This window comes from Micromonospora sp. WMMD737, from assembly GCF_049179055.1.
In the GTDB taxonomy this organism is placed as follows: Bacteria; Actinomycetota; Actinomycetes; order Mycobacteriales; family Micromonosporaceae; genus Micromonospora; species Micromonospora reichwaldensis.
In genome coordinates this window covers 1,787,400-1,813,749 of the sequence record NZ_JBMHMH010000001.1, presented here as the reverse complement: position 1 = coordinate 1,813,749, position 26,350 = coordinate 1,787,400, and the positions used below count along the sequence as shown (strand labels likewise).

22 protein-coding genes are annotated in these 26,350 nt (G+C 74.0%); 10 read left to right on the top strand and 12 right to left on the bottom strand.

Features of this window, described 5'->3' with window-relative positions:
• Positions 1 to 65: 65 nt before the first annotated feature.
• From ACN27A_RS07215 to ACN27A_RS07200, 4 genes are all read right to left on the bottom strand, one after another.
• Positions 66 to 1,466, bottom strand: coding sequence for a GH1 family beta-glucosidase (locus ACN27A_RS07215; RefSeq protein ID WP_421458394.1), 1,401 nt, complete (start codon positions 1,464 to 1,466; stop codon positions 66 to 68).
• A gap of 25 nt (positions 1,467 to 1,491) precedes the next feature.
• Positions 1,492 to 2,331 carry a carbohydrate ABC transporter permease gene (locus ACN27A_RS07210; RefSeq protein ID WP_421450581.1) on the bottom strand — a complete coding sequence of 280 codons (840 nt, stop codon included), beginning with the start codon at positions 2,329 to 2,331 and terminating at the stop codon, positions 1,492 to 1,494.
• Positions 2,324 to 3,310, bottom strand: coding sequence for a carbohydrate ABC transporter permease (locus ACN27A_RS07205; RefSeq protein WP_421450579.1), 987 nt, complete (start codon positions 3,308 to 3,310; stop codon positions 2,324 to 2,326). The genes ACN27A_RS07210 and ACN27A_RS07205 overlap by 8 nt, the downstream gene beginning before the upstream one ends.
• Positions 3,311 to 3,376: 66 nt before the next feature.
• Complete coding sequence (locus tag ACN27A_RS07200) at positions 3,377 to 4,675, bottom strand: ABC transporter substrate-binding protein (protein WP_421450577.1); 1,299 nt, start codon at positions 4,673 to 4,675, stop codon at positions 3,377 to 3,379.
• 221 nt (positions 4,676 to 4,896) lie between these two features.
• On the opposite strand from ACN27A_RS07200, the gene ACN27A_RS07195 reads away from it, so the two are divergent.
• The 4 genes from ACN27A_RS07195 (at position 4,897) to ACN27A_RS07180 (ending at position 11,378) form a co-directional block, all read left to right on the top strand.
• Entirely contained in the window at positions 4,897 to 6,135 is a 1,239-nt protein-coding gene (locus tag ACN27A_RS07195) for an ROK family transcriptional regulator (RefSeq protein WP_421450575.1), read from the top strand.
• A gap of 174 nt (positions 6,136 to 6,309) precedes the next feature.
• Positions 6,310 to 8,937 (top strand): discoidin domain-containing protein, encoded by a 2,628-nt coding sequence (locus tag ACN27A_RS07190; protein ID WP_421450574.1) that lies wholly within the window; start codon positions 6,310 to 6,312, stop codon positions 8,935 to 8,937.
• Between the two features lie 158 nt (positions 8,938 to 9,095).
• Complete coding sequence (locus ACN27A_RS07185) at positions 9,096 to 9,716, top strand: TetR family transcriptional regulator (protein ID WP_421450572.1); 621 nt, start codon at positions 9,096 to 9,098, stop codon at positions 9,714 to 9,716.
• 66 nt (positions 9,717 to 9,782) lie between these two features.
• Positions 9,783 to 11,378 carry an MDR family MFS transporter gene (locus ACN27A_RS07180; protein WP_421450570.1) on the top strand — a complete coding sequence of 532 codons (1,596 nt, stop codon included), beginning with the start codon at positions 9,783 to 9,785 and terminating at the stop codon, positions 11,376 to 11,378.
• Positions 11,379 to 11,471: 93 nt separating this feature from the next.
• Here ACN27A_RS07180 and ACN27A_RS07175 read toward each other — a convergent pair whose 3' ends face one another.
• The 7 genes from ACN27A_RS07175 to ACN27A_RS07145 form a co-directional block, all read right to left on the bottom strand.
• Entirely contained in the window at positions 11,472 to 12,395 is a 924-nt protein-coding gene (locus ACN27A_RS07175; protein ID WP_421450568.1) for an STM4011 family radical SAM protein, read from the bottom strand.
• Complete coding sequence (locus ACN27A_RS07170; RefSeq protein WP_421450566.1) at positions 12,392 to 13,714, bottom strand: STM4012 family radical SAM protein; 1,323 nt, start codon at positions 13,712 to 13,714, stop codon at positions 12,392 to 12,394. The genes ACN27A_RS07175 and ACN27A_RS07170 overlap by 4 nt, the downstream gene beginning before the upstream one ends.
• Positions 13,711 to 14,514 (bottom strand): STM4013/SEN3800 family hydrolase, encoded by an 804-nt coding sequence (locus ACN27A_RS07165; RefSeq protein WP_421450564.1) that lies wholly within the window; start codon positions 14,512 to 14,514, stop codon positions 13,711 to 13,713. The genes ACN27A_RS07170 and ACN27A_RS07165 overlap by 4 nt, the downstream gene beginning before the upstream one ends.
• The gene (locus ACN27A_RS07160; protein WP_421450562.1) at positions 14,502 to 15,641 is read right to left on the bottom strand and encodes an STM4014 family protein; all 1,140 of its coding nucleotides are present in this window, start codon (positions 15,639 to 15,641) and stop codon (positions 14,502 to 14,504) included. Before ACN27A_RS07160 ends, ACN27A_RS07165 begins: the two co-directional genes overlap by 13 nt.
• Position 15,642: 1 nt before the next feature.
• Positions 15,643 to 16,593 (bottom strand): STM4015 family protein, encoded by a 951-nt coding sequence (locus ACN27A_RS07155; protein ID WP_421450560.1) that lies wholly within the window; start codon positions 16,591 to 16,593, stop codon positions 15,643 to 15,645.
• Between the two features lie 6 nt (positions 16,594 to 16,599).
• Entirely contained in the window at positions 16,600 to 17,532 is a 933-nt protein-coding gene (locus ACN27A_RS07150; RefSeq protein WP_421450558.1) for an STM4015 family protein, read from the bottom strand.
• 147 nt (positions 17,533 to 17,679) lie between these two features.
• Complete coding sequence (locus tag ACN27A_RS07145; RefSeq protein ID WP_421450556.1) at positions 17,680 to 18,471, bottom strand: shikimate dehydrogenase family protein; 792 nt, start codon at positions 18,469 to 18,471, stop codon at positions 17,680 to 17,682.
• A gap of 427 nt (positions 18,472 to 18,898) precedes the next feature.
• On the opposite strand from ACN27A_RS07145, the gene ACN27A_RS07140 reads away from it, so the two are divergent.
• The 6 genes from ACN27A_RS07140 to ACN27A_RS07115 all read left to right on the top strand — a co-directional run bounded on the left by ACN27A_RS07140 (position 18,899) and on the right by ACN27A_RS07115 (position 24,944).
• Positions 18,899 to 19,798: an alpha/beta hydrolase family protein gene (locus ACN27A_RS07140; RefSeq protein ID WP_421450554.1), complete on the top strand. Its 900-nt coding sequence runs from the start codon at positions 18,899 to 18,901 to the stop codon at positions 19,796 to 19,798.
• 194 nt (positions 19,799 to 19,992) lie between these two features.
• Positions 19,993 to 20,778: an ABC transporter ATP-binding protein gene (locus tag ACN27A_RS07135; protein ID WP_421450552.1), complete on the top strand. Its 786-nt coding sequence runs from the start codon at positions 19,993 to 19,995 to the stop codon at positions 20,776 to 20,778.
• On the top strand, positions 20,775 to 21,497 hold the full coding sequence (locus ACN27A_RS07130; RefSeq protein ID WP_421450550.1) for an ABC transporter ATP-binding protein: 723 nt from the start codon (positions 20,775 to 20,777) through the stop codon (positions 21,495 to 21,497). Before ACN27A_RS07135 ends, ACN27A_RS07130 begins: the two co-directional genes overlap by 4 nt.
• A 27-nt stretch (positions 21,498 to 21,524) precedes the next feature.
• Complete coding sequence (locus tag ACN27A_RS07125) at positions 21,525 to 22,403, top strand: branched-chain amino acid ABC transporter permease (protein WP_421450549.1); 879 nt, start codon at positions 21,525 to 21,527, stop codon at positions 22,401 to 22,403.
• Complete coding sequence (locus ACN27A_RS07120) at positions 22,400 to 23,515, top strand: branched-chain amino acid ABC transporter permease (protein ID WP_421450548.1); 1,116 nt, start codon at positions 22,400 to 22,402, stop codon at positions 23,513 to 23,515. Before ACN27A_RS07125 ends, ACN27A_RS07120 begins: the two co-directional genes overlap by 4 nt.
• Positions 23,516 to 23,663: 148 nt before the next feature.
• Positions 23,664 to 24,944, top strand: a complete 1,281-nt coding sequence (locus ACN27A_RS07115; protein ID WP_421450547.1) for an ABC transporter substrate-binding protein — start codon at positions 23,664 to 23,666, stop codon at positions 24,942 to 24,944.
• A gap of 66 nt (positions 24,945 to 25,010) precedes the next feature.
• Here ACN27A_RS07115 and ACN27A_RS07110 read toward each other — a convergent pair whose 3' ends face one another.
• Positions 25,011 to 26,231: an acetyl-CoA C-acetyltransferase gene (locus tag ACN27A_RS07110; protein WP_421450545.1), complete on the bottom strand. Its 1,221-nt coding sequence runs from the start codon at positions 26,229 to 26,231 to the stop codon at positions 25,011 to 25,013.
• Positions 26,232 to 26,350 lie beyond the last annotated feature (119 nt).

Genomic DNA, 26,350 nt, shown 5'->3' with positions numbered 1-26,350 from the left:
CGGGTGACGCACGGAGCCCCGGGTGACGCCCGGGGCCCCGTGCGGCCCGGCGGATCGTCCCCGGCTCACCGGGAGGGCGTCAGCCGCCCGGTCCGCCGCCGGTGGGCGCGGATCAGCTCGGCGTAGCGCAGGCCGCTCGCCTTCAGCGTCCGGCGCTGGGTGGGGTAGTCCACGTGCACCAGGCCGAAGCGCTTGTCGTACCCGTACGACCACTCGAAGTTGTCGAGCAGTGACCAGACGAAGTAACCGGCCAGCGGCACGCCCCGGTCGACCGCCGCCGCGCACGCCGCCAGGTGCCGCTCCAGGTGGTCGGTGCGCTCCCGGTCCTCGACGGTGCCGTCGGCGGTGACCTCGTCCCGCCACGCCGACCCGCTCTCGGTGACGAGCACCCGCGCCGGAGCGTACTCCTCGGTCACCGCGACCAGCAGCTGCTCCAGCCCGGCCGGGTACGCCTCCCAGTCCATCGCCGTGTGCACCGCGCCCGGCACCGGCACCTGCCGGGCGTACGGCGGCGGCCCCGCCGGGTCGTCGGCCACCACCTGACGGAAGTAGTAGTTCAGGCCGAGGTAGTCGGTGGGGGTGGCGATCACCGTCAGGTCGTCGCCCCGCACCGGCGGCTCGACGCCGTACGTGGCGACCATGTCGGCCGGGTAGCCGCGTCCGTGCAGCGGGTCGAGCCACCACCGGTTGACGTGGCCGTCCATCCGCCGGGCGGCGGCCACGTCCTCGGGCCGGTCGCTCGCCGGCTCGCAGGGGCTGGGATTGAGCACGATCCCGACGGAGGCGGGCCGGGCGGCGGCGGCCCGGATCGCCCGGGTGGCCAGCCCGTGCCCGAGCAGGACGTGGTGCGAGGCGCGCACCGCCCTGGCCAGGTCCCGTTCGCCGGGCGCCATCCGGCCCTCCAGGTGCCCGATCCAGGACACGCAGAGCGGCTCGTTAACGGTGGTCCAGTCGGCGACCCGGTCGCCGAGGCGGGCGGCCACGACGCCGGCGTAGTCGGCGAACGTCTCGGCGGTGGCCCGCTCCGGCCAGCCGCCCCGGTCCTGCAACGCCTGCGGCAGGTCCCAGTGGTAGAGCGTCACGAACGGGCGGATCCCCGCCGTCAGCAGGGCGTCGACCAGCCGGTCGTAGAAGTCCAGGCCCTTCGGGTTGACCCGGCCGACGCCGTCGGGCCGCACCCGGGGCCAGGCCACCGAGAACCGGTACGCGTCCACCCCGAGCCGCCGCATCAGCGCCACGTCCTGCGGCCACCGGTGGTAGTGGTCGCAGGCCACCTCGCCGGTGTCGCCGTTGTCGACGGCGCCCGGCACGTCGCAGAAGGTGTCCCAGATGGACGGCGCGCGGCCGTCGGCGCGGACGGCCCCCTCGATCTGGTACGCGGCGGTGGCGACCCCCCAGAGGAAGTCGGGCGGCAGCGTGGACAGGTCCGGCACGGGTGGGCTCTCCTTCGGATGTGCGGCCGACATGGCCTCGTGTGCGGCCGTCACGGCCTCACCTGACCGCGCCGGCGGTGAGGCCGGCGACGAAGTAGCGCTGCAACGCCAGGAAGCCGGCCACCACCGGAACGCTGACCACCAGCGACGCGGCCATCACCTGGTTCCAGTAGACGTTGAACTGGGTGGAGTAGCCCTGGAGGCCGACGGCGAGGGTGCGGCTGCCCTCGTCGGTCATCACCGAGGCGAAGAGCACCTCGCCCCAGGCGGTCATGAAGGCGTAGACGGCGACGGCGACGACGCCCGGCACCGCCGTCGGCAGGATGACCCGGAACAGCGTGCGGAGCGGGCCGGCGCCGTCGACCTGGGCCGCCTCGTCGAGGCCGCGGGGGATCGAGTCGAAGTAGCCGACAAGCATCCAGATCGAGAACGGCAGGGAGAACGTCAGGTACGTGATGATCAGGCCGGTGCGGCTGGCGTACAGCTGGATGCCGGTGGCGGTGCCGAGGTTGACGTAGATGAGGAAGAGCGGCAGCAGGAAGAGGATGCCGGGGAACATCTGGGTGGAGAGCACGGTCACCGAGAACAGCCCCCGGCCCCGGAAGCGGTACCGGCTGACGGCGTACGCCGCGAAGATCGCCACGGTGACCGAGAAGACCGCCGCCACGGTCGAGACGACCAGGCTGTTGACCAGGTAGCGGCCCAGCGGCACGGTCGACCACATGTCGACGAAGGCCTGCGCGGTGGGCCGCCGGGGCCACCAGGTGAAAACGCCCTGCACGTCCTGCAACGGCTTGAGCGCCGAGCTGAGCATGACGTAGAGCGGGACGAGCACGAAGAGCGCGAGCAGGGTCAGCACGATCCGGCGGGCCCAGCGCTCGGCGGCGGTCTCACGCATCGTTCCTCCGACGGTTGGTCAGCAGCAGGTACCCGGCGGTGACCAGCAGCAGGAACAGCAGCAGCGCCACCGACATGGCCGATCCGGCCCCGAAGTCCCAGGTCTTGAAGGAGCTGCGGTAGATGTGCAGGGAGAGCAGGTTCGCCTGCTCCGGCGCGGAGCCGCCGAAGAGCACGTACGGGGTGTTGAAGTCGTTGAAGGTCCAGAGGAAGAGCACCAGCACCAGCATCAGGTTGACCGGGCGCAGCATGGGCAGCGTCACCGAGCGCAGCCGCCGCCAGAAGCCGGCCCCGTCCACGGCGGCGGCCTCGTACAGCTCGCCGGGGATGTTCTGCAGGCCGGCCATGACGCAGAGGAAGGCGAACGGCCAGGACCGCCAGACCGAGACGGTCAGCAGCGCGACGAAGCTGTTCTCCCCGATCAGCCAGAACGGTCGGTCGTCGAGCAGGTGGAGCTGGTCGACCAGCACGTGGTTGACCAGGCCGGTGTCCCGCTGGAACAGGAAGCTCCAGGTGATCACGGCCGTGTAGACGGGCAGCGCGTACGGGGTGAGGAAGAGCGCGCGCAGCACGGCCCGGCCGCGGAAGGGGCGCTGCAGCAGTACGGCGGCGGTGGTGCCGAGCACCCAGGAGAGCCCGACCGAGGCCACCGTGTAGCCGACGGTCACCCCGAACGAGTGCAGCAGCTCGGCCCCGACGGCCGAGTCGACGTCGAGCACCACGCGGTAGTTGTCCCAGCCCACGAAGGGCGCGGTGGACCAGTCGCGGATGTGGAACTGGGTCAGCTCGCGCAGGCTCATCCACGCCCCGACGAGCATCGGCACGACGTGGATCGCCAGCTCCAGCACGACGGCCGGGGCGAGCAGCAGGTACGGCAGCAGCGACCGGCGGCGCCCGGGTGACCGGCGCCGCGCCGGGGCCGCGCGGCGGGCGGGCCGCTCCGGTGCGGCGACGTCCCGGGCGGGCGTGGTGGTGGCCATCGGGGTCCTCTCGCTGGGTGGCCGTGGGAGGGTCGGCGTCCCTCCCACGGCCACCGGTCCGGCGGGTCAGCGCATCTGCTGCTGGGCCCGGGTCAGCTTCTGCCGGACGCTCTCCTCGGTGACCGGTCTGCCGCTGGCGGCGTCGGCGAAGAGTTCCTTGATGGCGGTGCCGACGAGGGTCTCGAAGGTGCTCTCGTCGGGCACCTGGGGCAGCGGCGCCGCCGTGGTGGCGAGGGTCTGCTGGAGCACCTTCTGCTCCGGCGCGGCGAACGCCGGGTCGCCGGCGACGGTGGCGACGGCGGGCAGCGAGCCGTACGTCCTGTTCAGCGCCACCTGCTCGGCGTCGCTGGTCATGAACTTGACGAACTCCAGCGCGGCTTCGCGGTTCCTGGTGTGCTTGAACACCGCGATGTTGATCCCGGCGACCATGCTGTTGACCTTCTTGCCGCCGGCCGGCGGGGCGGCGGGGAAGGGCACCGGGGCGATCCCGTACGCGTCGGGGGCCATGTTCTGCGACTTCAGGTTGGACCCGGCGGCCTGCCAGAGCAGCATGGCCGCCTTGCCGTTGGCGAAGTCGGAGACCGACTGGTTCTGCGCGTACTCGGCGTTGCTCGGGTTGACGATCCTGTCGACGGCCATCAGGTCGACGTACCGCTTGACGGCGGTGACGTTCTGCGGGGTGTCGAAGGTCGGCTTGCCGGCGGAGTCGAACCACTCGCCGCCGTACTGCTGGCTGAAGGTGAAGGCGTGGTGGGCGTTCTCCGACGGGTTGGCGCCCTCGACGGCGAGGCCCCAGCGGTCGCCGCCGGTCAGCTTGCGGCCGACCTCGGCCACCTGCTCCCAGGTGGTGGGCGGGCTGGTGACGCCGGCGTCGGCGAACGCCTGCTTGTTGTAGTAGAGGGCGTAGGCGAGGCTGTAGAGCGGCACCGCGGCCGGCGGCTTGCCGGGCGCGCCCGCGGCGGCCAGCGCGGCGGGCACGAACCGGTCCTTGCCGCCGACCTTGGCGAGGGTGGCGTCGTCGAACTCGACGAGCGCGCCGGTGGCCTGCAACGACGCCGACCAGGTGTTGCCGATGTTGACCACGTCCGGGCCCTGGCCGGAGGTGGCGGCGGTGAGCAGCCGGTTGAGCAGGTCCGACCAGGGCACCACCTCGACATTGACCTTGATGCCGGTCTGCTGTTCGAACTTGTCCAGTTCCGGCTGGAGGGTCTGCTTGTCGGCCTCCAGGCTGGCGCCCTGGTTGCTGGCCCAGTAGGTGAGGGTCTTCCCGGCCGCGCCGGAGGAGTCCCCGGAGTCGCCGCAGGCGGTGAGCGTGGTGGCGGCCAGCACGGCCGCCGTCAGTATCGCGAGGTGTCGTCTCGACACGTTCGGGCCCTTCCGTTGCACGTGGTGGGGGTCGCCGGCGTCGGGTCGGGGAACGGGGGTGAGGGCGCCGGCGGACGGTGGGCGGGGCGCGCCGGCGGAGGCCGACGGCTCGACAGTTCCATCACGACTTAATGAATGTGGTCATTAAAGTGGTTGGCCGAGGGGCCGTCAAGCACGGGGTCGTACAGTCGCTCCCGGGGCCGAGGAGATCGAGGTGGCAGGTGGAGTTGGCGCGCGCGACCAACCGGGGCGTCCGGCTGCGGAACCGGTCCGCCCTGCTGTCGAAGGTCTTCCTGGACGGCCCGCTCACCCGGCAGGCTCTGGTCCGCAGCACGGGGCTGAGCCAGCCGGCGGTCAGCAACGTGGTCGCCGACCTGATCGACGAGGGGCTGATCGCCGAGGCGGGCGCCGCCGAGTCCGACGGCGGTCGGCCCAGCATGATGCTGCGGGTCGCGCCGCGCTTCGCGTTCGTCGTCGGGGTGGACGTCGGGGAGACCCGGGTCCGGGTGGAGCTGTTCGACTTCGCGATGGCCCAACTGGCCAGCGTCGCGTACCCGCTCGATCCCCGGCGCACGGAGCCGGCGGAGGTGGCCGGGCACGTGCTGGCCGGCATCGACGCGGTCACCGCCCGGGCCGGGGTGGCCGTCGACGAGGTGCTCGGCGTCGGCATCGGCGTCTCCGGGGTGGTCGAGCAGGGCCGGGAGGCCGTGGTGCACGCCCAGTCGCTCGGCTGGGACCGGGTGCCGTTGGAGCGGCTGATCGCGGCGGGCACCGACCTCCCGCTGCACGTCGACAACGGCGCGAAGACGCTCGGCCAGGCGGAGATGTGGTTCGGCGCGGGCCGGGGGGCCCGGCACGCCGTCTTCGCGCTCGTCGGTTCGGGGGTCGGCACCGCGGTGGTGACCAACGGGGTGACCTACCGGGGCGCCTCCAGCAGCGCGGGGGAGTGGGGGCACACCACCCTGGTCTACGGCGGGCGGCCCTGCCGCTGCGGGGCCCGCGGCTGCCTGGAGGCGTACGTCGGCGCGGAGGCCGTCATCGACCGCTACCGCGAGGCCCGGGGCGGCCACCCGGTCCCGGGCGACGACGAGGAGTCCCAACTGGCGGCCCTGATCGACGCGGCCGGCGCCTCGGCCGCCGCCCGGCGGGTGCTGGACGAGACGGCCGAGTACCTGGGCGCCGGGGTGGCCAACCTGATCAACCTGTTCAACCCGGAGCGGGTCGTGCTCGGGGGCTGGGCCGGCATGGCGCTGGGCGGCCTGCTGCCGGCCGTGCGGGAGGCCGCCGGCCGCCAGGCGCTGCGCCAGCCGTACGAGCAGGCCTCGATCGAGCTGGGTCTGCTGGGCGTCGACGCGGTGGCGCTCGGCGCGGCGACGCTGCCGATCGCCCGGCTGCTCACGGCCGGCGGGGTGCGGTCGGCGAATCGGCGGGTTACCGAGCAAATCGAACTTCACGGATAAATAACAGCGTTATTTATCGATGTCTTGACGGCTGCGCGACGACGCCGCAACACTCGGACGAGAGCGCTCTCTCCCGTCCCGGCACCGTCCGGCGTCGCCGCCCCGCAGTGCCGCGGCCCCCTTCGTCATCCCGTCACGCCCGAGGTCCCCCACCCTCTATCGACAGGCGAAGTCATGACATCTCGCGCTACATCCGTACGCCCGACGCCGCCGCCAGGACGACCCGCCCGGCGGTTGCTCATCGGCCTCGCGCTGCTCCTCGTCGCGGCGCTCACCCCCGCCGCCGCGACGCTCCCGGCGCAGGCCGCCCCGAGCCTGCTGTCCCAGGGCCGCCCCGCGACCGCCTCGTCGACGGAGAACGCCGGCACCCCGGCGTCCGCCGCGGTCGACGGCGACGCCGGCACCCGCTGGGCCAGCGCCTTCAGCGACCCCCAGTGGATCCAGGTCGACCTCGGCACCCGGGCCACCCTCAGCCAGGTGGTCCTGTCCTGGGAGGGCGCCTACGGCCGGGCCTTTACGATCCAGACCTCCGACGACGGCGCGGCCTGGACCACCGTGCACAGCACCACCGCCGGCACCGGCGGCACCCAGACGGTGAGCGTGACGGGCGCCGGCCGGTACGTCCGGATGCACGGCACCGCGCGCGGCACCGGCTACGGCTACTCCCTCTGGGAGTTCCAGGTCTACGGCGAGGCCGGCGGCACCGCGCCGACCTGCGGCAGCGCCAACGTCGCCCAGGGCCAGCCGGCCACCGCGTCGTCGGTGGAGAACGCCGGGCTCCCCGCCTCGGCGGCGGTCGACGGCAACCCCGGCACCCGCTGGGCCAGCGCCGCCGCCGACCCCCAGTGGCTGCGGGTGGACCTCGGCACCGTCCGGTCGATCTGCCGCGTGGTGCTGACCTGGGAGGCCGCGTACGCGCGGGCGTTCCAGCTCCAGACCTCGACCGACGGCAGCTCCTGGACCACCGTGTACGGCACCACCACCGGCGCCGGCGGCAGCCAGTCGCTCACCGTCGCCGGCAGCGGTCGCTACCTGCGGGTGTACGGCACGACGCGCGCCACCGCCTACGGCTACTCGCTCTGGGAGCTGGCGGTGAACGTGACAGGCGGCGACGCCCCTCCCGTGGAGCCGACCGACCCCCGCAACCCGAACCTCGGGCCGAACACCTTCGTCTTCGACCCGTCCACCCCGACCGCCACCATCCAGAACCGGCTGAACACGCTCTTCGCCCAGCAGGAGCGCAACCAGTTCGGCCCCGAGCGCTACGCGGTGCTGTTCAAGCCCGGCAGCTACACCGCCGACGTCAACCTCGGCTTCTTCACCCAGGTCGCCGGCCTCGGCATGAGCCCCGACGACGTCAACCTCAACGGGCACGTCCGGGTCGAGGCGTTCTGGATGGGCGGCAACGCCACGCAGAACTTCTGGCGGGCCGCCGAGAACCTCTCGGTGACCCTGCCGGCCGGGGTGAGCGTGGAGCGCTGGGCGGTCTCGCAGGCCGCGCCGTACCGGCGGATGCACCTGCGCGGCGCGCAGAACCAGATCCAGCTCTGGAACGGCGGCGACGGCTGGTCCAGCGGCGGCCTGATGGCCGACACCAGGATCGACGGCCTGGTCGTCTCCGGCTCGCAGCAGCAGTGGTACTCGCGCAACAGCGAGTTCGGCAACGGCTGGACCGGCTCGGTGTGGAACATGGTCTTCCAGGGCGTCACCGGCGCCCCGCCGCCGCACTTCCCGAACCCCTCGCACACCGTCGTCCCGCAGACCCCGCAGATCCGAGAGAAGCCCTTCCTCTACGTCGACGGCACCGGCGAGTACCGGGTCTTCGTGCCGGCGCTGCGCACCAACTCCACCGGCACCAGCTGGTACGGCAGGACCCCGGCCGGCTCCTCCCTCTCGCTGAGCCAGTTCTACGTCGTGCGGCCGGGCACCGGTGCGGCGACCATCAACGCGGCGCTCGCCCAGGGCCGGCACCTGCTGTTCACCCCGGGCGTGCACCACGTCACCGAGCCGATCCGGGTGGACCGCCCCGACACGGTGGTCCTCGGCCTCGGCCTGGCGACCATCCAGGCCGACAACGGCACCGTCGCGATGCGGGTCGCCGACGTGGACGGCGTGAAGGTGGCGGGCATCATGTTCGAGGCCGGCCAGGTCAACTCGCCGGTGCTGATGGAGGTCGGGCCGCCCGGCTCGGCGGCCAGCCACGCGGCCAACCCGACCTCGCTGCACGACGTCTTCTTCCGCATCGGCGGGCCGGGCGTCGGCCGGGCCACCAACACGTTGACCGTCAACAGCGACCACGTGATCGGCGACCACATGTGGCTGTGGCGCGCCGACCACGGCGACGGCGTCGGCTGGGCGGTGAACACGGCCGACACCGGCCTGACGGTCAACGGCGACGACGTGACCATGTACGGCCTCTTCGTCGAGCACTACCAGCGGTACCAGACCGTCTGGAACGGCAACGGCGGCCGGACGTACTTCTACCAGAACGAGATGCCGTACGACCCGCCGAACCAGGCCGCCTGGATGAACGGGGCCACCCGTGGCTACGCGGCGTACAAGGTGGCCGACGGGGTGAGCAGCCACCAGGCGTGGGGGATGGGCAGCTACTGCTACTTCAACGTCAACCCCGCGGTCGTCGCGGACCGCGCCATCGAGGCGCCGACCAACCCGAACGTCCGGTTCACCAACATGGTCACCGTCTCCCTCGGTGGCGTGGGCACGATCAACCGGGTGGTCAACGGCGTCGGCGGCACCGCCAACACCGCCAACCAGGTGGTGTACCTGACGAACTACCCGTGACCCGTACGGCGGCGGGCCCGGACGGAGCGTCCCGGCCGGGCCCGCCGCCGCTTCCGGTGCCGCCCGGCGACCCCGGGACCGGCCCCGCGGGATGGCCGGCGTCACTTCACACAATAAAACATTGCAGTACCTGCAAGATCGCTAGTAGTGTCCGGCGCGTGAATCCCGCCGGCACCGAATCCGCTCCCGGGCGGCGCGACCGCAAGAAGCGCCAGACCCGGGCCGCGCTGACCGAGGCGGCCCTGCGCCTGGTCGCCGAGCGCGGCCTGGCCCAGGTGACGGTGGAGGAGATCAGCGAGGCGGCCGACGTCTCCCCGCGTACCTTCTTCAACTACTTCGCCTGCAAGGACGACGCCCTGGTCGGTGACCAGGCGGGCGACGCGGCGCGCCTGGTGGCCCGGCTGGCCGCCGTGCCGCCCGAGGTGCCGGTGCTGACCGCGCTGCGGACGGCCCTCGACGAGGTGATCGACGAGGTACGCGCCGAGCGCGAGCTGTGGTGCCTGCGGATGGACGTCGTGGCGCACAATCCCGCGCTGCTGCCCCGCCTGCTGGCCGGCAACGCCGAGACGGAACGCGCCATCGTCGAGGTCGTCGCGGCGCGGGCGGGCGTCGAACCCGACCACGGCTACCCGGCGCTGGTCACCGCCGTGACGGGCGCAGCGCTGCGCCACGCCATGACCCGGTGGGCCGCCCACCCCGACCGGCCGGACCTGGCCGACCTCGTCGACGAGGCGTTCGCCGCCCTCGCCGCGGGGCTGCCGCAACCCGACCGGCCCTGACCCGCAAGCCCCTTCCGGGAAAGGTGCCCGGGAGGCCGTGAAACCCGTACCCGGTAAGGAAGGTCCATGACCGCCACCGTGCCCGCCGAGCCCCTGAAGGTCGGCGCCGGCCGCATGTCCCGCCGCGAGGTGCTCCAGGCACTCTCCGGCCTGATGGTCGGCATGTTCGTGTCGATCCTCGCCTCCACGGTCGTGGCGAACGCGCTGCCGCGCATCATCGCCGACCTGAACGGCACCCAGACCGTCTATACGTGGATCGTCACCACCGAGCTGCTGGCCATGACGGCGACCGTGCCGCTGTGGGGCAAGATGGCCGACCTCTACAGCAAGAAGCTGCTGATCCAGCTCTCCCTCGGCCTCTTCGTGATCGGCTCGCTGATCGCCGGGCTCACCCCGAACGTCGAGGTGCTCCTGGTCAGCCGGGTCGTGCAGGGCATCGGCGCCGGCGGCATGACCGCCCTGGCCACCATCGTGATGGCGGCCATGATCCCGCCCCGCGAGCTGGGCCGCTACGCCGGCATCTTCGGCGCGGTGTTCGGCGTCGGCACCATCGCCGGGCCGCTGATCGGCGGCGTGCTGGTGGACACCTCCTGGCTCGGCTGGCGCTGGTGCTTCCTGATCGGCGTCCCGTTCTCCCTGCTCTCCATCTTCCTGCTCCAGCGCACCCTGCACCTGCCGGTGGCCCCCCGCCGCAAGGTGAAGATCGACTGGCTGGGCGCGCTGCTCATCACCTCCGGCGTCTCCACCGTGCTGGTCTGGTCGTCGCTGGCCGGCAACAAGTTCGCCTGGGCCTCGGGCTGGACGGCGCTGATGGTCGGCGGCGGTCTCGCCCTGCTGGCGCTGGCCGTCTGGGTGGAGTCCCGCGCGGACGAGCCGATCGTGCCGCTGGACATCTTCCGCAACCGGACGGTTTCGCTGACCACCATCGCCAGCATCCTGGTCGGCGTGGCGATGTTCGGCGGCACCGTGTTCCTTTCCCAGTACTTCCAGCTCTCGCTCGGCAAGTCGCCGACCGTGGCGGGCCTGATGAGCCTGCCGATGATCCTGGGCCTGCTGGTCTCGTCGACGGTCGCCGGCCAGCTGATCACCAAGTACGGCCGCTGGAAGCGTTACCTGGTGGCCGGGGCCGCCGTGATGGTCGCCGGCATGCTGCTGCTGGCCACCATCGACGCCGAGACCAGCATCCTGCTGCTCAGCGTCTACATGGCGGTGCTCGGCATCGGCGTCGGCATGCTCATGCAGAACCTCGTCCTCGCGGCGCAGAACGACGTGCCGGCCCACGAGCTGGGCGCGGCCACCTCCGTGCTGACCTTCTTCCGCAGCATGGGCGGCACGATCGGCGTCAGCGCGCTCGGCGCGGTGCTGGCCAACCGGGTCGCCTCGCTGAGCGCGGAGAAGCTCGGCCCGCTGGCCGGCGGCGCCCCGGGCGGGGAAGGCTCCACCGAGGTGCCCGACCTGTCCGCCCTGCCCGAGCCGGTGCTGAGGATCATCCAGGACGTGTACGGCACCGCGACCGGCGAGCTGTTCCTGGTGGCCACCCCCTTCGCGGTGCTCGCCCTGGTGGTGGTGCTGTTCATCCGGGAGAAGCCGCTGCACACCCTCAGCGGTGAGGAGCGGCGGGCCAAGGAGGAGGCGGCTGCCGTCCTGCCCGGCGCGCACTGAGCCAACCCGTGCGGGGGCGGTCCGGCCTGCGCCGTACCGCCCCCGTTCCACCTCCGGCGGCGTGCGTGCGCCGGTTCGCCGGCCCGCTCCGCGCTACGCCGGCGGAGGCGGCACGGCAACGGCCACCGTGCCGTGCACCGGCGCGGCCAGCGGCACCGGCCGGCGTACGGGCGGCCAGGCGGCCGGGATGCGTTCCAGGACCCCGCCGGCGAAGACGTCCCGCAGGCCGAGCGGCTTGAGGTGGACGTACCCGATGTGGCAGTCGCAGACCGCGTTGCCGCACGGCCGCGGTCGCAGCGCCGAGCGCCACGACCCGTCGTAGAGGTTGCCGATCGGCTCGTCGATGAAGTGGCAGCGGCGCACGGTGCCGTCGCCGCGCACCGAGATCGCCGTCTCGCCCGCGTGGCACGGACGGTCGAGCGACACGTGCGGGCGGGCGCTCCAGCCGAACAGCGGATCCAGCTCCGTCCAGGTCGCCTCCTCGGCCGCGTCGTAGCGCCGGCCCTCGGCGGCGTTCACCCACAGGTAGACCTCGGCGGGCAGGGCGGCGCGCAGCGCCCGCGCCTCGGCGAGGTGCTCCGGCAGGCCGACCACGCCGACGGAGTAGCGCACGCCCAGCTCGGTCAGCCGGGCGCAGCGGCCCAGGAAACGGTCCCGGTCCACCTGGCCGGGGTGGTAGGTGGCCCAGAGGGCGACGGCGCGCGGATCGGCGTCGGCCAGCCAGTCCACCCGGGCGGCCAGGTTGGTCTGGATGACGACCCGCTCGACGTGCGGCAGGTGCGACAGCGACACCATCGCGTCGCGGTACCAGCGGCGGGTCAGCCCCTCGCCCCACGGGGTGAACAGCACCGACAGCCGCACGTCGGAGGTGGCCGCCACCCAGCCGGCGAACCGGTCCAGCGCCGCCCGGTCGGCGCGCAGCAGCTCCGGCGGGTCCCGCCGCTTGGCGAACGGGCAGTACGGGCAGTCGTAGTTGCAGCTCGCCAGGGGACCCCGGTAGAGGATCGCGAGGTTCACCTCGGCACGTACCCGGTCATCGCGTCGCGTACCCGGGCGGAAGTCAGCCACGGGCCGATCGCGTCGGAGCGGGCCAGCCCGGCCGGCGTCAGCCGCAGCCCGCCGTCGCCGGCCCACCCGCGCTCGGCCAGCGTGCCCAGCTCGGGGAAGTCGTCGCCCGGAAGCGCGCCGAAGCGGGCCCGGTAGGCCGCCACGTCGACCCCCTCGGCGCGCAGCAGCGACTTGAGCAGCCACCGGCGGCGCTGCTCGGCGCCATCGAGGGCGAACCCGAACTCGGCGAAGCGGAAGTCGTCGGCCGGGCGGGCCAGGTAGTCGTCGAGCACCGCGCGCACCTGCGACACGCCGACCGCGTAGTCGAACGAGTAGTGCAGGGACGTGGTGTAGGAGCGGGCGCCGCAGCCCAGGCCCACCATGCCGTCGTCCTGGCAGCAGTAGTCCGGCCCGTCCGGGGTGGGCGCGTCGGCGCGGCGGAACTGCCGCATCGACTCCTGCCGGTAGCCGGCCGCGCCCAGCGTCGCCACCGCCTGCTCGTAGAGGGCGAGCCGCTGGGCGTCCCAGTCCGCGCGCCCGTGGGCCCGCCGGCCGAGGCCGGTCAGCGGCCGCACGTACAGCGGGTAGAGGTACAGCTCCTCGGGCCGCCACGCCAGGGCCGCGTCGAGGCTCTCCCGCCAGGTGTCGGCGGTCTGCCCGTCGATGCCGTAGATCAGGTCGATGTTGAGCACGGGGATCCGGGCGTCGCGGATCGCGGCCAGGGCCGCCTCCACCTCCGTGCGGCGCTGCGGCCGGCCGGCGGCGCGGGCCTCGGCGTCGAGGAAGCTCTGCACGCCGATGCTCACCCGGGTGGTGCCGTGCGCGGCCAGCACCGCGAGCCGCTCCGGCGTCGCGGTCGCCGGCGAGGTCTCCACCGACAGCGGTACGCCCGGCAGCCGGGCCCCCATCGCGGTGGCGATGCCGAACAGCTCGGTCAGCTCGTCGGCGGTCAGGTAGGTGGGGGTGCCGCCGCCGAACGCCACGCGGGCGTAGCCGGCGTCGCCGCCCAGCGCGTCGGCGACCCGTCCCGCCTGCCGGCGCAACTGCCGGAGGTAGTCGGTCACCTGCTCGGCGGGCGCGTTGGCGCGGGTGAACAGGTTGCAGAAGCCGCAGCGCATCTCGCAGAACGGCAGGTGCACGTAGAGGAAGAGCGCCTCGCGCGCCTCGGCCCGCCACACGTCCGCCAGCAGCGGGCGCGGTCGCAGCGGCCGGTAGGAGGTCTTGTGCGGGTACGCGTAGAGGTACTGCTGGTACGGCGAGCCGTCGAGGCCCGTGTCGGTGCTGGTCACCATTCCCCCGGTCGCAGGACGAAGTGGGCGTACGGGACCGTCCACACCACGTCGTGGCCGATCCGGTGGCCGGTGTGGCCGTCCTCCCCGTAGGCGGTGCCGTGGTCGGAGCAGACGATCGCGAACACCGGCCGACCCCGGCCGGTGAGCAGGGCGAACAGCCGGTCGATCCGGCCGTCGACGTACTCCAGGGCCGCGGCGTGGCTGGCCAGGTCGTCGACCTGCGCCCCGGGCAGGTGGTGCCGGTTGGGCTGGTGCAGGGCGGCGACGTTGAGGAACGTGAACAGCGGCTGCCGCGCCGGCACCCGCGGCAGCACCTCGGCCAGCCGGTCGAGCTGCGCGTCGAGGCAGGTGGGGGAGGTGACCCCGAACTCCGGCTCCCAGTGCGCCTCGGCGAACAGGCCCGGCAGCACCGCCCCGAGCGGGCTGCGCCGGTTGAAGAAGCCGACCCCGCCCAGGCAGAGCGTGTGGTAGCCGACGTCGGCGAGCGCCGTGGGCAGGTCGGGCGCGTCGAACACCCACGTGTCGGCGCCGGACGTCTCGCTGCCGGGGAACGCCGCCGCGTACAGCCGCTCGTGCCGGCCCGGGGTGACCGGGGTGGGCAGGAAGCCGGCGAAGAACGCGTGGTGCGCGGCGTAGGTGAAGCTGGCGGGGGAGTGCCGTCGCTCCCACCGGCCGCCGGGCAGGGCCCGCGCCAGGTGCGGCGTGCGCCCCCGCGCGGCCAGGTCGGCGGCGACGTCGTGGCGCAGCGTGTCGAGGGTGAGCAGGAGCAGGTCGTGGCTGCCGATCAGACTGCGCACGCGAGCACCTCCCGCCCGACAGTGCCGGCGGGCCGCGCCGCGTCGCCGCCCGGCGGCGTCCGGCCGGCCGCCGACCGCCAGCGGTCCCACCGGCCGTCGGTCAGGGCGCGCACCTGCTCGGCATAGGTGTCCCGGCCGTCGGTGAGGACCCCCGGCAGCAGGTCGCCGAAGGCGTTGACCTCGGCCACCGCGTGGCGCCGCCAGCCGAGCAGGAACATCAGGTCGATGCCGACCTGGAGGGTGCGGGGGAAACACGTGGCCGCCCGCTCGCACGTCTCCATCGCCGCCGCCCACGCCGCCGGCCCGGCCGCCGCGCGCAGCTCGGCGAGGTCCCCGCGCGCGTTGCCCAGGTGCAGGTTGGTCAGCGGCCCCCGGGCGGCGCGCACCACGGCGTGGGTGGGCCGCCCCGCGACCGCGACCACCCGCAGGTCGACCACCCGGTCGCCGAGCCCCGCCTTGGGCAGCCACCGCTCCACGTGCAGGCCGTCGGCGGCGATCCGGTCGACCATGGCGGCGACCTCGGCCTCGTCGGTGTAGCGGCGGGGGCGCAGCGAGTTGAACAACCCGTCCGGGGTCGCCTCGATCGTGGTGACCGCCTGCACCCGCCCTCCGGCCACGGCCAGCGCGACGACCCCGGCGGCCGACGAGCCGTGCGCGGGCTTGACGAACACGCGGCTCCAGCGGGCCGCCGCCATCGCCGCCCGCAGCTCCTGCCACCCGTGCACCGGGGGCAGCGCGGCCGGCACCGGCACCCCGGCGGCCGACAGCCGGGCGTGGCAGCGCCGCTTGTCGCACAGCGCCGCGACGTCCGCCGGGTCGTTGAGCAGCTCCGCGCCGCCGGCGGCGACCCGGTCCAGGCCCCGCAGCAGCCCGGCGTACGTGTCGGCCAGGCCGATCAGCTCGCCGTGCCGCGCCGGCGAGGCGGACCGGCGCAGCAGCCGGTCCACCTCGGCGTCCTCGCCGGGCGAGTCCACCCGCACCAGCGCCCCGGCCGCCGGTGGCGCCGCTCCGGCCAGCACGTCGGCCCAGGGCAGCACCGCCGGCCGGGGCAGGCCGGCATCGAGGACCGCCCGGGTGAACAGGCCGACCCGGCGGTTGCCGGGGTTGCCGACGACGGTCAGGCGCATGTCACTCCGACACCGCCGTGTAGCGGTAGCTCTCGCCGTCGTACTCCTCGGGCTCCTGCGGGTCGGACACGTCCACCGCGACGCCCGGCAGCGCGGCGACCAGCGACGCGGCGGTCTCCTCCGTCAGGTAATGGTGGGACAGGTCCAGCTCCGCCAGGTGGGTCAGCGGCTGCCCGGCCAGCAGGGCCGTCGTCCCCTCGTCGCCGAGCGTGCCCATCGACAGGTCGAGCCGTCGCAGCCGGGGCACCACCGGCGCGGACGCCAGCGCCCGGGCGAGGTCGTCGGCGATCTCCGAGTTGCACAGGCCCAGCCGGCGCAGCTGCGGGAACCGTTCCCCGGCCAGCAGCGGGGCGAGGTCGGCGACCTGCGCGTCGCCGCCGTAGTCGGAGGTACCGAGCCACAGCTCCAGGTCGGTCAGCGCGGGCAGGTCGGAGTCGAGCACCGCGCCGACGAACGCCCGGGACAGCCCGCCGCTCTCCACCGCCAGCTCCCGCAGCCGCGCGTGCCGTACGGGAGAGAACGCGAAGTTCTCGCCGCCGCGCACCCGCAGCACCTCCAGCGCCGGGTACGCCGTCAGCAGCGCGCTGACGTCGCCCACCCTCATCCAGGAGACCTCGCACTCCTCGGAGGTGATGTCACCGAGGAAGAGCGCGCGCAGGGCGGGCAGGCGCGACGCCGCCGCGCAGAGTTGCGCGATCGGGGCGGGATGGAACGCCGCGTAGCCCCAGGAGCCGACGACCAGGGACTCCACGGACGGGCCGGCCTGCGCGACGAACCGGTCGAACGCGTCGCGGAACTCCGCCGAGAGCGAGTTCTCCGTGGTCTCGTCGTCGAAGTGCCAGTGGGCGATCCGCCACGAGACCGGGCCGTCCACCGTGGGCAGCGGCCCGTCGGCGGGGACGTCCACCACCGGACGGCCGGCGAAGTGGCGCGCGTGGGAACCGAAGGCCATCGTCGCTCACTCCCCGACCGCGGTGTAGCGGTAGACGGTGCCGTCGTAGTCCTCGGCGACCTGGGGGTCGGACAGGTCGACCCGTACCCCCGGCAGCGCGGCGACCACCGCGGCGGCCGCCTCCTCGGAGAGGTAGTGGTGGTGCAGGTCGAGGTGCGTCAGGTGGGTCAGCGGCTGCCCGGCCAGCAGCGCCTTCGCGCCCTCGTCGGTCAGGGTGCCCATCGACAGGTCGAGCGCCTCGATCCGGGGCACGACCGGCGCGGTGGCGACCGCCGCCGCGACGGCGTCGGCGATCTCGGCGTTGCACACCGCGAGGTGACGCAGGGCCGGCAGGCCGGCGCCGGCGAAGACCCCCGCCAGGTCCTCGGCGCTCGCGTCGCCGCCGTAGTCCTTCCTGCCGAGCCAGAGGTCCAGCCGGTGCAGGGCCGGCAGCTCGCACGCGCCGACGGCCCGGACCACCTCGGCCGGCAGCCCGCCGGACTCGAAGTGCAGCTCGCGCAGCCCGGTGTGCCGGACCGGCTCCAGCCGCAGGCCCTGCGCCCCGCGCACCCGGAGCACCTCCAGCGACGGGTACGCCGCGAGCAGCGGCGTGATGTCGCCGTGCATGAGCCAGGAGATCTCGCACTGTTCGTAGGTGAGGTCGGCGAGGAAGAGCGCCCGCAGGCCGGTCCACTCCCCGGCGGCCTCGACCAGCGCCTGGACCGGCAGGGGCCGCTCGTACGCCTCGCCCCACTCGCCGATCACCAGTGCGCGCACCGCGTCGGCCGGCACCTGCTCGCGCAGCGCCCGGACGAGACCGAGGAACTCCTCGGGATCCGCGTCGAAGTCCTCGACCTCCAGCCGCCAGGCGACCGCCGCCGGGTCGTCGGGGAGTGTCGTCCCCGGGGTGAAGGGCACTACCGGTAATCCGACGAACGACGACACGTGCGAGCTGATCACGCCTACCTCCGGTCCGACTGGTGCAGCGGCGGCGCGACGGTAACAGGTCCGCCCGACAGGATGATCAGTGCGCCGGCGGCCGGCGGGGGCCAGGGGCCGGGCGGCGGTCGCCGGGGGCCGCCGGGGCTCCGGCGGACCGCCGGTCGGTCACAGCCCGAAGAAGTCGAGGTAGGCGTCGATCTGGTGGGCGAGCATCGGCTCTCCCGGGTGCGCCCGCAGGCCCCGGGCCCGCGCCTGGGCCAGCAGGAGCGTCTCGGCCGGCGTCATGATGATGTCGGCGACCACCGCGTGCGCCGGCAGGTCCGCCACCGCGAACGGCGGCGGATCGTCGGGGCGCAGCCCCAGGGGCGTGGCGTTGACCGCCAGGTCGGCGTCGGCCAGTCGCGGTCGCGCGGTCGCGTCGACCCGGCCGGGGTACGCGGCGGACAGCCGCCGCCGCAGCGTCTCCAGCCGGCCCGGGTCGGTGTCGCTGAGTCGCAGTTCCGCCACGCCGGCGTCGAGCAGCGCCACCGCGATCGCGCTGCCCGCCCCGCCCGCGCCCACCACGCAGGCCCGGCGACCCCGGGGGTGGTGTCCGGCCCCGGCCAGCCCGCGGACGAACCCGTCGCCGTCGAAGGTGTCCGCGGTCCACGTCCCGTCGGGCTCGCGCCGCAGGGCGTTGGCGCTGCGGGCCAGGCGGGCGCGGTCGCTGGCCCGGTCGGCGAGTTCCAGCACGGCCGCCTTGTGCGGCACGGTGACCAGCATCCCGTCCAGGTTCGCCACCCGTTGCAGCCCCCGCACCACCTGGGTGAGGTCGGCCGGCGCCGCGTGGACCGGGACGAGCACCGCGTCGGTGCCGCGCCGGGCCAGCACCGGGTTGAGCAGCCCGGGGGCGCGCACCTGGGCGATCGGGTCGCCGAGCAGCGCGTACACCCTCGTGGCGCCGCCAATCTCGGGCATGGGCGTCTCCGCGGGCAGGGGTCGTCCGGCGCGGCCGGACCGGGGCGGTGCCGACCCTACGCGACGGCGGCACCCGCCCCGGCGCGGGCACGGCGGCGGACGCCCCGCGCGCACCCGCCGGGATCGGTCGGTTGGGCGCGGCAGCGGGTGTACGGGTCGACCGCCTCCGGGTCGATCGGCTAGACGTTGGGTTCGCGCCAGTTGCGGATCTGGCTCTCCAGCGGGATTTTTTTGTGCTCCAACGGGTCGAACACGGCGTCTCCTTCTTCGGCCGCGGAATCGAGTGCCCTGCCCCGACAGTCCGGGCGAAAACGGCGGGCCTGGGTGTTCCTCGGCGGCGGACTGGTGATTTCACCGATGCGGCGCTGGCGGCGCCGTCGAAGACTGATGCATGTCGATATGCCCCGTCCCGTAGGGAGTGCCCGACGTGTCATCACCAACCACCACCGCCCGTCCCCGTCCCGCCGCCCGCCTCGCCGGCCTGGCCGTGGCCGCCGTCCTGGCCGCGGCGGGCGCGCTGGCCGCCCCGCCGGCCGCCCAGGCCGCCGCCAACCCGTACGAGCGCGGTCCCGCCCCGAGCGTCGCGCTGCTGGAGGCCAGCCGAGGCCCCTTCGCCACCGCGTCGCAGAGCGTGTCCTCGCTCAGCGTCACCGGCTTCGGCGGCGGCGTCATCTACTACCCGACCAGCACCGCCGAGGGCACCTTCGGCGCCGTCGCCATCTCGCCCGGCTACACCGCCGCCTGGTCCAGCATCGACTGGCTCGGGCCGCGGATCGCCTCGCACGGCTTCGTGGTGATCGGCATCGAGACCAACACGCGCCTCGACCAGCCGGACAGCCGGGGGCGGCAACTGCTCGCGGCGCTCGACTACCTGACGCAGCGCAGCTCCGTACGCGGCCGGATCGACGCCAGCCGACTCGCCGTCTCCGGCCACTCGATGGGTGGCGGCGGCAGCCTGGAGGCCGCGGTCTCCCGGCCGTCGTTGCAGGCGGCGGTGCCGCTCGCGCCGTGGAACCTGGACAAGTCCTGGTCCGACGTCCGGGTGCCGACGCTGATCATCGGCGGGGAGAGCGACAGCGTCGCGCCGGTCTCGTCGCACTCGGAGCCGTTCTACAACAGCATCCCCGCCTCGTCCGAAAAGGCGTACCTGGAGCTCAACGGGGCCAGCCACTTCTTCCCGCAGACCGTCAACACGCCCACCGCCCGGCAGGCGGTCGCCTGGTTGAAGCGGTTCGTCGACGACGACACCCGCTACGAGCAGTTCCTCTGCCCCGGCCCGAGTGGCTCCGCCATCCAGGAGTACCGCAACACCTGCCCGAGCGCCTGACGCTCCCCGGGGCGGCCGTCACCCCCGGCCGCCCCGCGGCGCATCGCTGCCCGGTCGGTGCAGAAACCGTCGGCCGCCGCCCGGGTCCGGGCGGCGGCCGACGAGCGCGCCCGCGAGCTTCCCAGGTATTGACGGCCCCCGTCAGAAACGTACACTCCCAGTGTAAATACTGGCGGCTGCCGGGGGGACGGGTGATGGAGCAAGGGCTCGCACTGCACCACATCGGGGTCCGCTTCGGCGGCCTCACCGCCCTCGACGACGTCTCGCTGCGGGTGCCGCCCGGCCGGGTGGTCGGCGTGATCGGTCCCAACGGGGCCGGCAAGACCACGCTGTTCAACGTCGTCTGCGGCTTCGTCCCGCCGGACGAGGGCGCGCTGACCCTCGACGGCCGGCCGCTGCGCCCGCGCCCGCACCGGCTCACCCGGCTCGGCATCGCCCGCACGTTGCAGGGCACCGGGCTCTTCGCCGGGCTCAGCGTGGTGGAGAACGTGATGGCCGGGGCCACCCACACGGCCCGCGCCGGCTTCCTCGCCGCCCTGCTCGGCCTGCCCCGCAGCGACCGCGACGAGCGCCGGCTGCGCCGGCACGCCCTCGACGTCCTCGACACCCTGGGCATCGCCGGGCACGCCGACGCCGCGCCGGGCACGCTGCCCTTCGCCGTACGCCAGCGGGTCGCCCTGGCCCGCGCGCTGGCCGCGCGTCCCCGGCTGCTCCTGCTCGACGAACCCGCCGGGGGCCTGGGCGCCGACGACATCGCCGAGCTGGCGGAGCTGATCCGGGGGCTGCCCCGACGCGACACCGACCCCTGCGCGGTGCTGCTGGTGGAGCACCACATGGACCTGGTGATGTCCGTCTGCGACGAGATCGTGGTGCTCGACTTCGGGCGGGTGATCGCCGCCGGCACCCCCGACGAGGTGCGCGACGACCAGGCCGTCGCCGACGCCTACCTCGGCGCGGCGGTCGACGAGGCCGCCGCATGACGGGCGAGGCCCTGCTCGAGGTGCGCGGCCTGGTGGCCGGCTACGGCGGCGCGCCGGTGCTGCACGGGATCGACCTGACCGTGGCGCGGGGCGCCATCGCGGCGGTGGTCGGCGCCAACGGGGCCGGCAAGACCACCCTGCTGCGCGCCCTCTCCGGGATGCTCCGCCCAGCGGCTGGCCGGGTCGTGCTGGCCGGGGAGGACCTGCGCGGCGTCGCGGTCGAGCAGCTCGTGCGTCGCGGCATGGCCCACGTGCCGGAGGGGCGCGGGGTGGTCGGCGAGCTGACGGTCGACGAGAACCTGCGCCTCGGCGGGCTGTGGCGGCGCGACCGGGCCGACGCCGCCCGCGCCCTCGACGAGGTCTACCAGCTCTTCGCGCCGCTGGCCCGGCGGCGGCGACACCCCGGGCACCAGCTCTCCGGCGGCGAGCGGCAGATGCTCGCCCTCGGCCGGGCCCTCGTCGGCCGGCCCCGCCTGCTGCTGCTCGACGAGCCGTCGCTCGGCCTGGCGCCGCGGGTGGTCGCCCAGACCATGGCCCTGCTGCGCCGGCTGCGCGACGACACCGGGCTGACCGTGCTGCTGGTCGAGCAGAACGTGCGCAGCGCCCTCTGGATCGCCGACCAGGGCGTGGTGATGTCCCTGGGCCGGATCGTCACCACCGCCCCGGCCGCCCGGCTGCGCGACGACGCCGACCTGCGGCACGCCTACCTCGGCTTCTGACCCCCTCGTCCCCGCAAGGGAGGACCGTTGGACCGCTTCGTCTTTCTCACCCTCGACGGACTGTCCAGGGGCGCGGTCCTCGCCGCGTTCGCCCTGGCCCTGGTGCTCATCTGGCGGGCGGCCCGGATCGTCAACTTCGCCCAGGGCGCGATGGCCGTCGCCACCGCGTACGTCGCCTACAGCGTCTCCGCCGCGACCGGCTCGTACTGGCTGGGCTTCCTGGCCGCGCTCGGCGCCGGGCTGCTCCTCGGCGCGGCGGTCGACCTGGTCGTCATGCGCTTCGTCGACCACACCTCGCCGCTCAACCCGGTGATCGTCGCGCTCGGGCTGGTGCTGCTGATCCAGGCCGTCCTCGGCATGGCGTACGGCAGCGAGTTCCTGCCCGCCGGGACGCCCTTCTCCCGCAACCCGCTGACCGTGGGCGGCGTCGCCGTCCTGTCGCCGTACGACCTGTTCGTCTTCGCGGCGGTGGCCGTGGTGGTCGTGGGGCTCGCCTGGACCTTCACCCGCACGGCGGTGGGCCTGCGGATGCGCGCGGCGGCCTTCGCCCCCGAGGTGTCCCGGCTGCTCGGGGTGAACGTGGGCGGCATGCTCACCCTCGGCTGGGCGCTGGCCTCCGGGGTCGGCGCGCTGGCCGGCATGCTGGTCATCCCCACCGAGCTGGGCCTGCACCCGCACGCGATGGACCTGGTCTTCGTCTCGGCGTTCACCGCCGCCGTGGTGGGCGGCCTGGACAGTCCACCGGGGGCGGTGGTCGGCGGCCTCGCGGTCGGGCTGCTGCTCTCCTACGTCAGCGGCTACGCCGGCAGCGACGTCACCCCCCTCGCGGTGCTGGTGCTGCTGCTGACCGTGCTGCTGGTCCGTCCCGCCGGGCTGTTCGCCCCGGTCGCGGCGAGGCGGGTGTGAGCGCCACCCGGGCGGTGACCCCGCCGGACACGCAGGCGGGGGTCGGCCGCACCGGCCCCGCCGATCCCCGCCGCGGCTCGACCCTGCTGCGCCACCTCGGCCTCGCGGCCGTCGCCGCGCTGCTGCTGGTGGCCGCCAGCTACGGACTGGAGCCGTTCCGCAACTTCCAGCTCGCCACCGTGGCCGCCTACCTGTGCGCCACCGCCGGGCTGACCGTCCTCACCGGGCTCAACGGTCAGCTCTCGCTGGGGCACGGCGCGCTGATGGCGACCGGCGCGTACACCGTGGCGCTGTGCCAGAACGCGTTCGCCGACGCCGGGATGACCGGTGGCTGGCTGCTCCCGGTCTCGCTGGGCGCGGCCGTCCTGGCCGCCCTCGCGGTGGGCGCCGTGGTCGGGGTGGCCGCCGCCCGGCTGCGCGGGCCCTACCTGGCCGGCGTCACCCTGGCCGTGGCGGTCGTGGTGCCGGCGCTGACCGTCACCTTCGACGGCGTGTTCAACGGCGAGCAGGGGCTGGCGGTGCCGGTCGAGCCCCCGCCGGCGGCCCTCGGCGTCCACTTCCCCTACGAGCGCTGGCAGCTCTGGTTGACCGCGGCGGCCACCCTGCTGGCCCTGCTGCTGCTGGCCAACCTGGTCCGCAGCCGGTACGGCCGCACCTTCCGGGCGGTCCGCGACGACGAGGTCGCCGCCCGCCTCGCCGGCATCCACGTCGCCCGCACCCAGGTCCTCGCCTTCGTGGTCAGCGCGGCCGGCGCCGGGCTCGGCGGCGCCCTGCTCGCGGTCCTCGCGCAGAGCGTCTCGCCCGGGGCCTTCTCGCTGACGCTGTCGCTGTTCCTGCTGATGGCGGTCGTCATCGGCGGGCTGGGCAGCCTCGCCGGCGCGGCCTGGGGCGCCGTCCTGCTGGTGGCCCTGCCCGACCTGACGCACGCCGTCACCGAGCAACTCACCCTGTCGCCGGCGGTCGCGCAGCGGGTCGAGGGCAACCTCCCGCTGGCGATCTTCGGGCTCACCCTGGTCGTCGTCATGATCGCCGCTCCCGGCGGCGTCCAGGGCCTGCTGTCCCGGCTGGCCCGCGCCACCTCCGCGCGCCGGCCGGGTCGACGACGGCCCTGAGCCGTCCCGGCCGGCCGGCACCCGCATCCGTGCCACACCGCCCGCACCTCACCACCACACCGGATCACCATCGCACCCCACCACCACCGCACCCCACCACCACCGCACCCCACCACCAAACCGGACCGAGGAAAGGTCGGTGTCTGACATGACACGAACGGCACGGCGCGGCCTCGCGCTCGCCACCGCCATCGCCCTGCTCGTCACCTCCGTCGCCTGTAGCGAGGACGACGGCGGCGGCCGGGGGGCGGTCCCCGGCGTCACCGACACCGAGATCGTGGTCGGCACGCACATGCCGCTCACCGGTCCGGCCTCCGCCGGCTACTCCAAGATCGCGCCCGCCACGAAGGCGTACTTCGACCACGTCAACGCCAACGGTGGCGTGCACGGCCGGAAGATCACCTACAAGATCATGGACGACGGCTACAACCCGGCGAACACCCAGCAGGTGGTCCGCCAGCTCGTCCTGCAGGACAAGGTCTTCGCCATCCTCAACGGGCTCGGCACGCCGACCCACACCGGCGTGCTCGACTTCCTCAAGAGCAACCGGGTGCCCGACCTCTTCGTCGCCTCCGGCAGCCGCAGCTGGGACCAGCCCGACCGGTATCCGGGCACGTTCGGCTTCAACCCCGACTACACCGTGGAGGGCAAGATCCTGGCCCACCACGTGAAGACCAGCCTGCCGGGGCGCAAGGTCTGCTTCCTCGGCCAGGACGACGACTTCGGCCGGGACAGCCTGGTCGGCGTGGAGAAGGTGCTCGGCGCCGGCGCGGTGGCGGCGAAGCAGACGTACGTCACCAGCAACACCAACGTGGCACCCCAGATCGGCGCGTTCAAGGCCGCCGGCTGCCAGGTGGTCGTCCTCGCCACCGTGCCCGGCTTCACCGCCCTGGCCGTCGGCACCGCCGCCCGGCTGAACTTCACGCCGCAGTGGCTGGTCTCCAACGTCGGCGGCGACCACCCGACGCTGGCCAAGCAGCTCGGCGCCAACGCCGGGCTGCTGGAGGGCATGGTCGGCGCCAACTACCTGCCGATGCAGAACGACGCCGCCAACCCGTGGATCCAGCTCTTCACCAGGGTCAACAAGGAGTACAACGGGGACGCGCCGTTCGACGGCAACACCGTCTACGGCATGGCGGTCGGCTACCTCTTCGTGCAGGTGCTCCTCGCCGCCGGCAAGGACCTCACCCGCGAGGCGGTGACCGAGGCCGTCGCCAAGGGTGGCTACCAGGGGCCGGGCCTGGCCCCGCTGCGCTACTCCGACACCGACCACTCCGGCTACGGCGGGCAGCGGCTGACCCGGGTCAGCGGGGGGACGCAGTCCTACTTCGGGCCGACGTACGAGACGGACGAGGGCGACGGGCCGGTACGCGAGCACACCGCCCCGCCGGTGGCGCCGCCGGCCAACGGGGTGCCGACGGCCTCCTGACCGGTCGCACCGGCACCGGCCGGGCGTGGCGCGTCGGTCTCCCGGCCCGCCTCGCCCGGTCGGCGGTCAGCTCAGCCGCTCGACGACCATCGCCATGCCCTGACCGCCGCCGACGCACATGGTCGCCAGCCCGATCTCCTGGTCGTGCCAGCGCAGCGAGTTGATCAGCGTGGTGGTGATCCGGGCGCCGGTCATGCCGAACGGGTGGCCCACCGCGATCGCGCCCCCGTTGACGTTGAGCCGGTCCCAGTCGACCCCCAGCTCCCGGGCGCTGGGCAGCACCTGGGCGGCGAACGCCTCGTTGATCTCGACGAGGTCGACGTCGTCGACTGCCATGCCGGCGCGCCGCAACGCCTGCCGCGACGCCGCCACCGGCCCGAGCCCCATGATCTCGGGGGAGAGGGCGCTCAGGCCGGTGGAGACGATCCGGGCCAGCGGGGTGATGCCCAGCTCGCGCGCCCGTACGTCCGACATCACGACGAGCGCGGCGGCGCCGTCGTTGAGCGGGCAGCAGTTGCCGGCGGTCACCGTGCCGTCGGGCCGGAACACCGGTGGCAGCGCCGCCACCGCCTCCAGGGTCACCCCGGCGCGCGGCCCGTCGTCGGCGGCCACCACCGCCCCGCCGGGGACGGTGACCGGGGTGATCTCGCGGGCCCAGAAGCCGTCGGCGATCGCCTTCTCGGCCAGCAGTTGCGACCGTACGGCGAACTCGTCCTGGCTCAGCCGGGACACCCCGCGCAGGTGCGCCACGTTCTCGGCGGTCTGTCCCATCGCGACGTAGACGTCCGGCAGCTCGCCGTCCTCGCGCGGGTCGTGCCAGCCCGACAGGTCTCCGGCCGCCCTGGTCGCGGTGCGCTCCAGGGCGCCGGCGTAGGCGGGATTGGTAGTGCCGGGGTGCCCGTCGGCGCGGCCCCGGTCGTAGCGGGAGACGCACTCCACCCCGACCGAGAGGAAGGCGTGGCCCTCGCCCGCGCGGATGGCGTGCAGGGCCATCCGGGTGGTCTGCAACGACGACGAGCAGTACCGGTTGACGGTCGTGCCGGGCAGGTGGTCCAGCCCGAGCAGGGTGCCGACCACCCGGGCGAGGTTGTGGCCCTGCTCGCCCGCCGGCTGCCCGCAGCCGAGCATCAGGTCGTCGATCTCGCGCGGGTCGAGCGCCGGCACCTGATCGAGGGCGGCGCGCACGATGGTGGCGGCCAGGTCGTCGGCGCGCAGGTCGCGCAGGGAGCCCTTGTGCGCGCGCCCGATCGGTGACCTGGCGGCGGCGACGATGACGGCTTCGGGCATGGGAGAGTCCTCTCCGGAGGGCGAACTTTCTGCATCGACAGTGCTGTTATGCCGGGATGCTGTCAATGGAATGTGACCTGTCCATCGACGTTCCTTCGTTGACTGGTGTCGATCGCCCT

Bases quoted from the DNA above. Each gene is read 5' to 3' on its own strand.
- ACN27A_RS07215 (WP_421458394.1), bottom strand. From the start codon at position 1,466: ATGTCGGCCGCACATCCGAAGGAGAGCCCACCCGTGCCGGACCTGTCC.
- ACN27A_RS07210 (WP_421450581.1), bottom strand. From the start codon at position 2,331: ATGCGTGAGACCGCCGCCGAGCGCTGGGCCCGCCGGATCGTGCTGACC.
- ACN27A_RS07205 (WP_421450579.1), bottom strand. From the start codon at position 3,310: ATGGCCACCACCACGCCCGCCCGGGACGTCGCCGCACCGGAGCGGCCC.
- ACN27A_RS07190 (WP_421450574.1), top strand. From the start codon at position 6,310: ATGACATCTCGCGCTACATCCGTACGCCCGACGCCGCCGCCAGGACGA.
- ACN27A_RS07180 (WP_421450570.1), top strand. From the start codon at position 9,783: ATGACCGCCACCGTGCCCGCCGAGCCCCTGAAGGTCGGCGCCGGCCGC.
- ACN27A_RS07160 (WP_421450562.1), bottom strand. From the start codon at position 15,641: ATGCGCCTGACCGTCGTCGGCAACCCCGGCAACCGCCGGGTCGGCCTG.
- ACN27A_RS07155 (WP_421450560.1), bottom strand. From the start codon at position 16,593: ATGGCCTTCGGTTCCCACGCGCGCCACTTCGCCGGCCGTCCGGTGGTG.
- ACN27A_RS07145 (WP_421450556.1), bottom strand. From the start codon at position 18,471: ATGCCCGAGATTGGCGGCGCCACGAGGGTGTACGCGCTGCTCGGCGAC.
- ACN27A_RS07135 (WP_421450552.1), top strand. From the start codon at position 19,993: ATGGAGCAAGGGCTCGCACTGCACCACATCGGGGTCCGCTTCGGCGGC.
- ACN27A_RS07130 (WP_421450550.1), top strand. From the start codon at position 20,775: ATGACGGGCGAGGCCCTGCTCGAGGTGCGCGGCCTGGTGGCCGGCTAC.
- ACN27A_RS07115 (WP_421450547.1), top strand. From the start codon at position 23,664: ATGACACGAACGGCACGGCGCGGCCTCGCGCTCGCCACCGCCATCGCC.
- ACN27A_RS07110 (WP_421450545.1), bottom strand. From the start codon at position 26,231: ATGCCCGAAGCCGTCATCGTCGCCGCCGCCAGGTCACCGATCGGGCGC.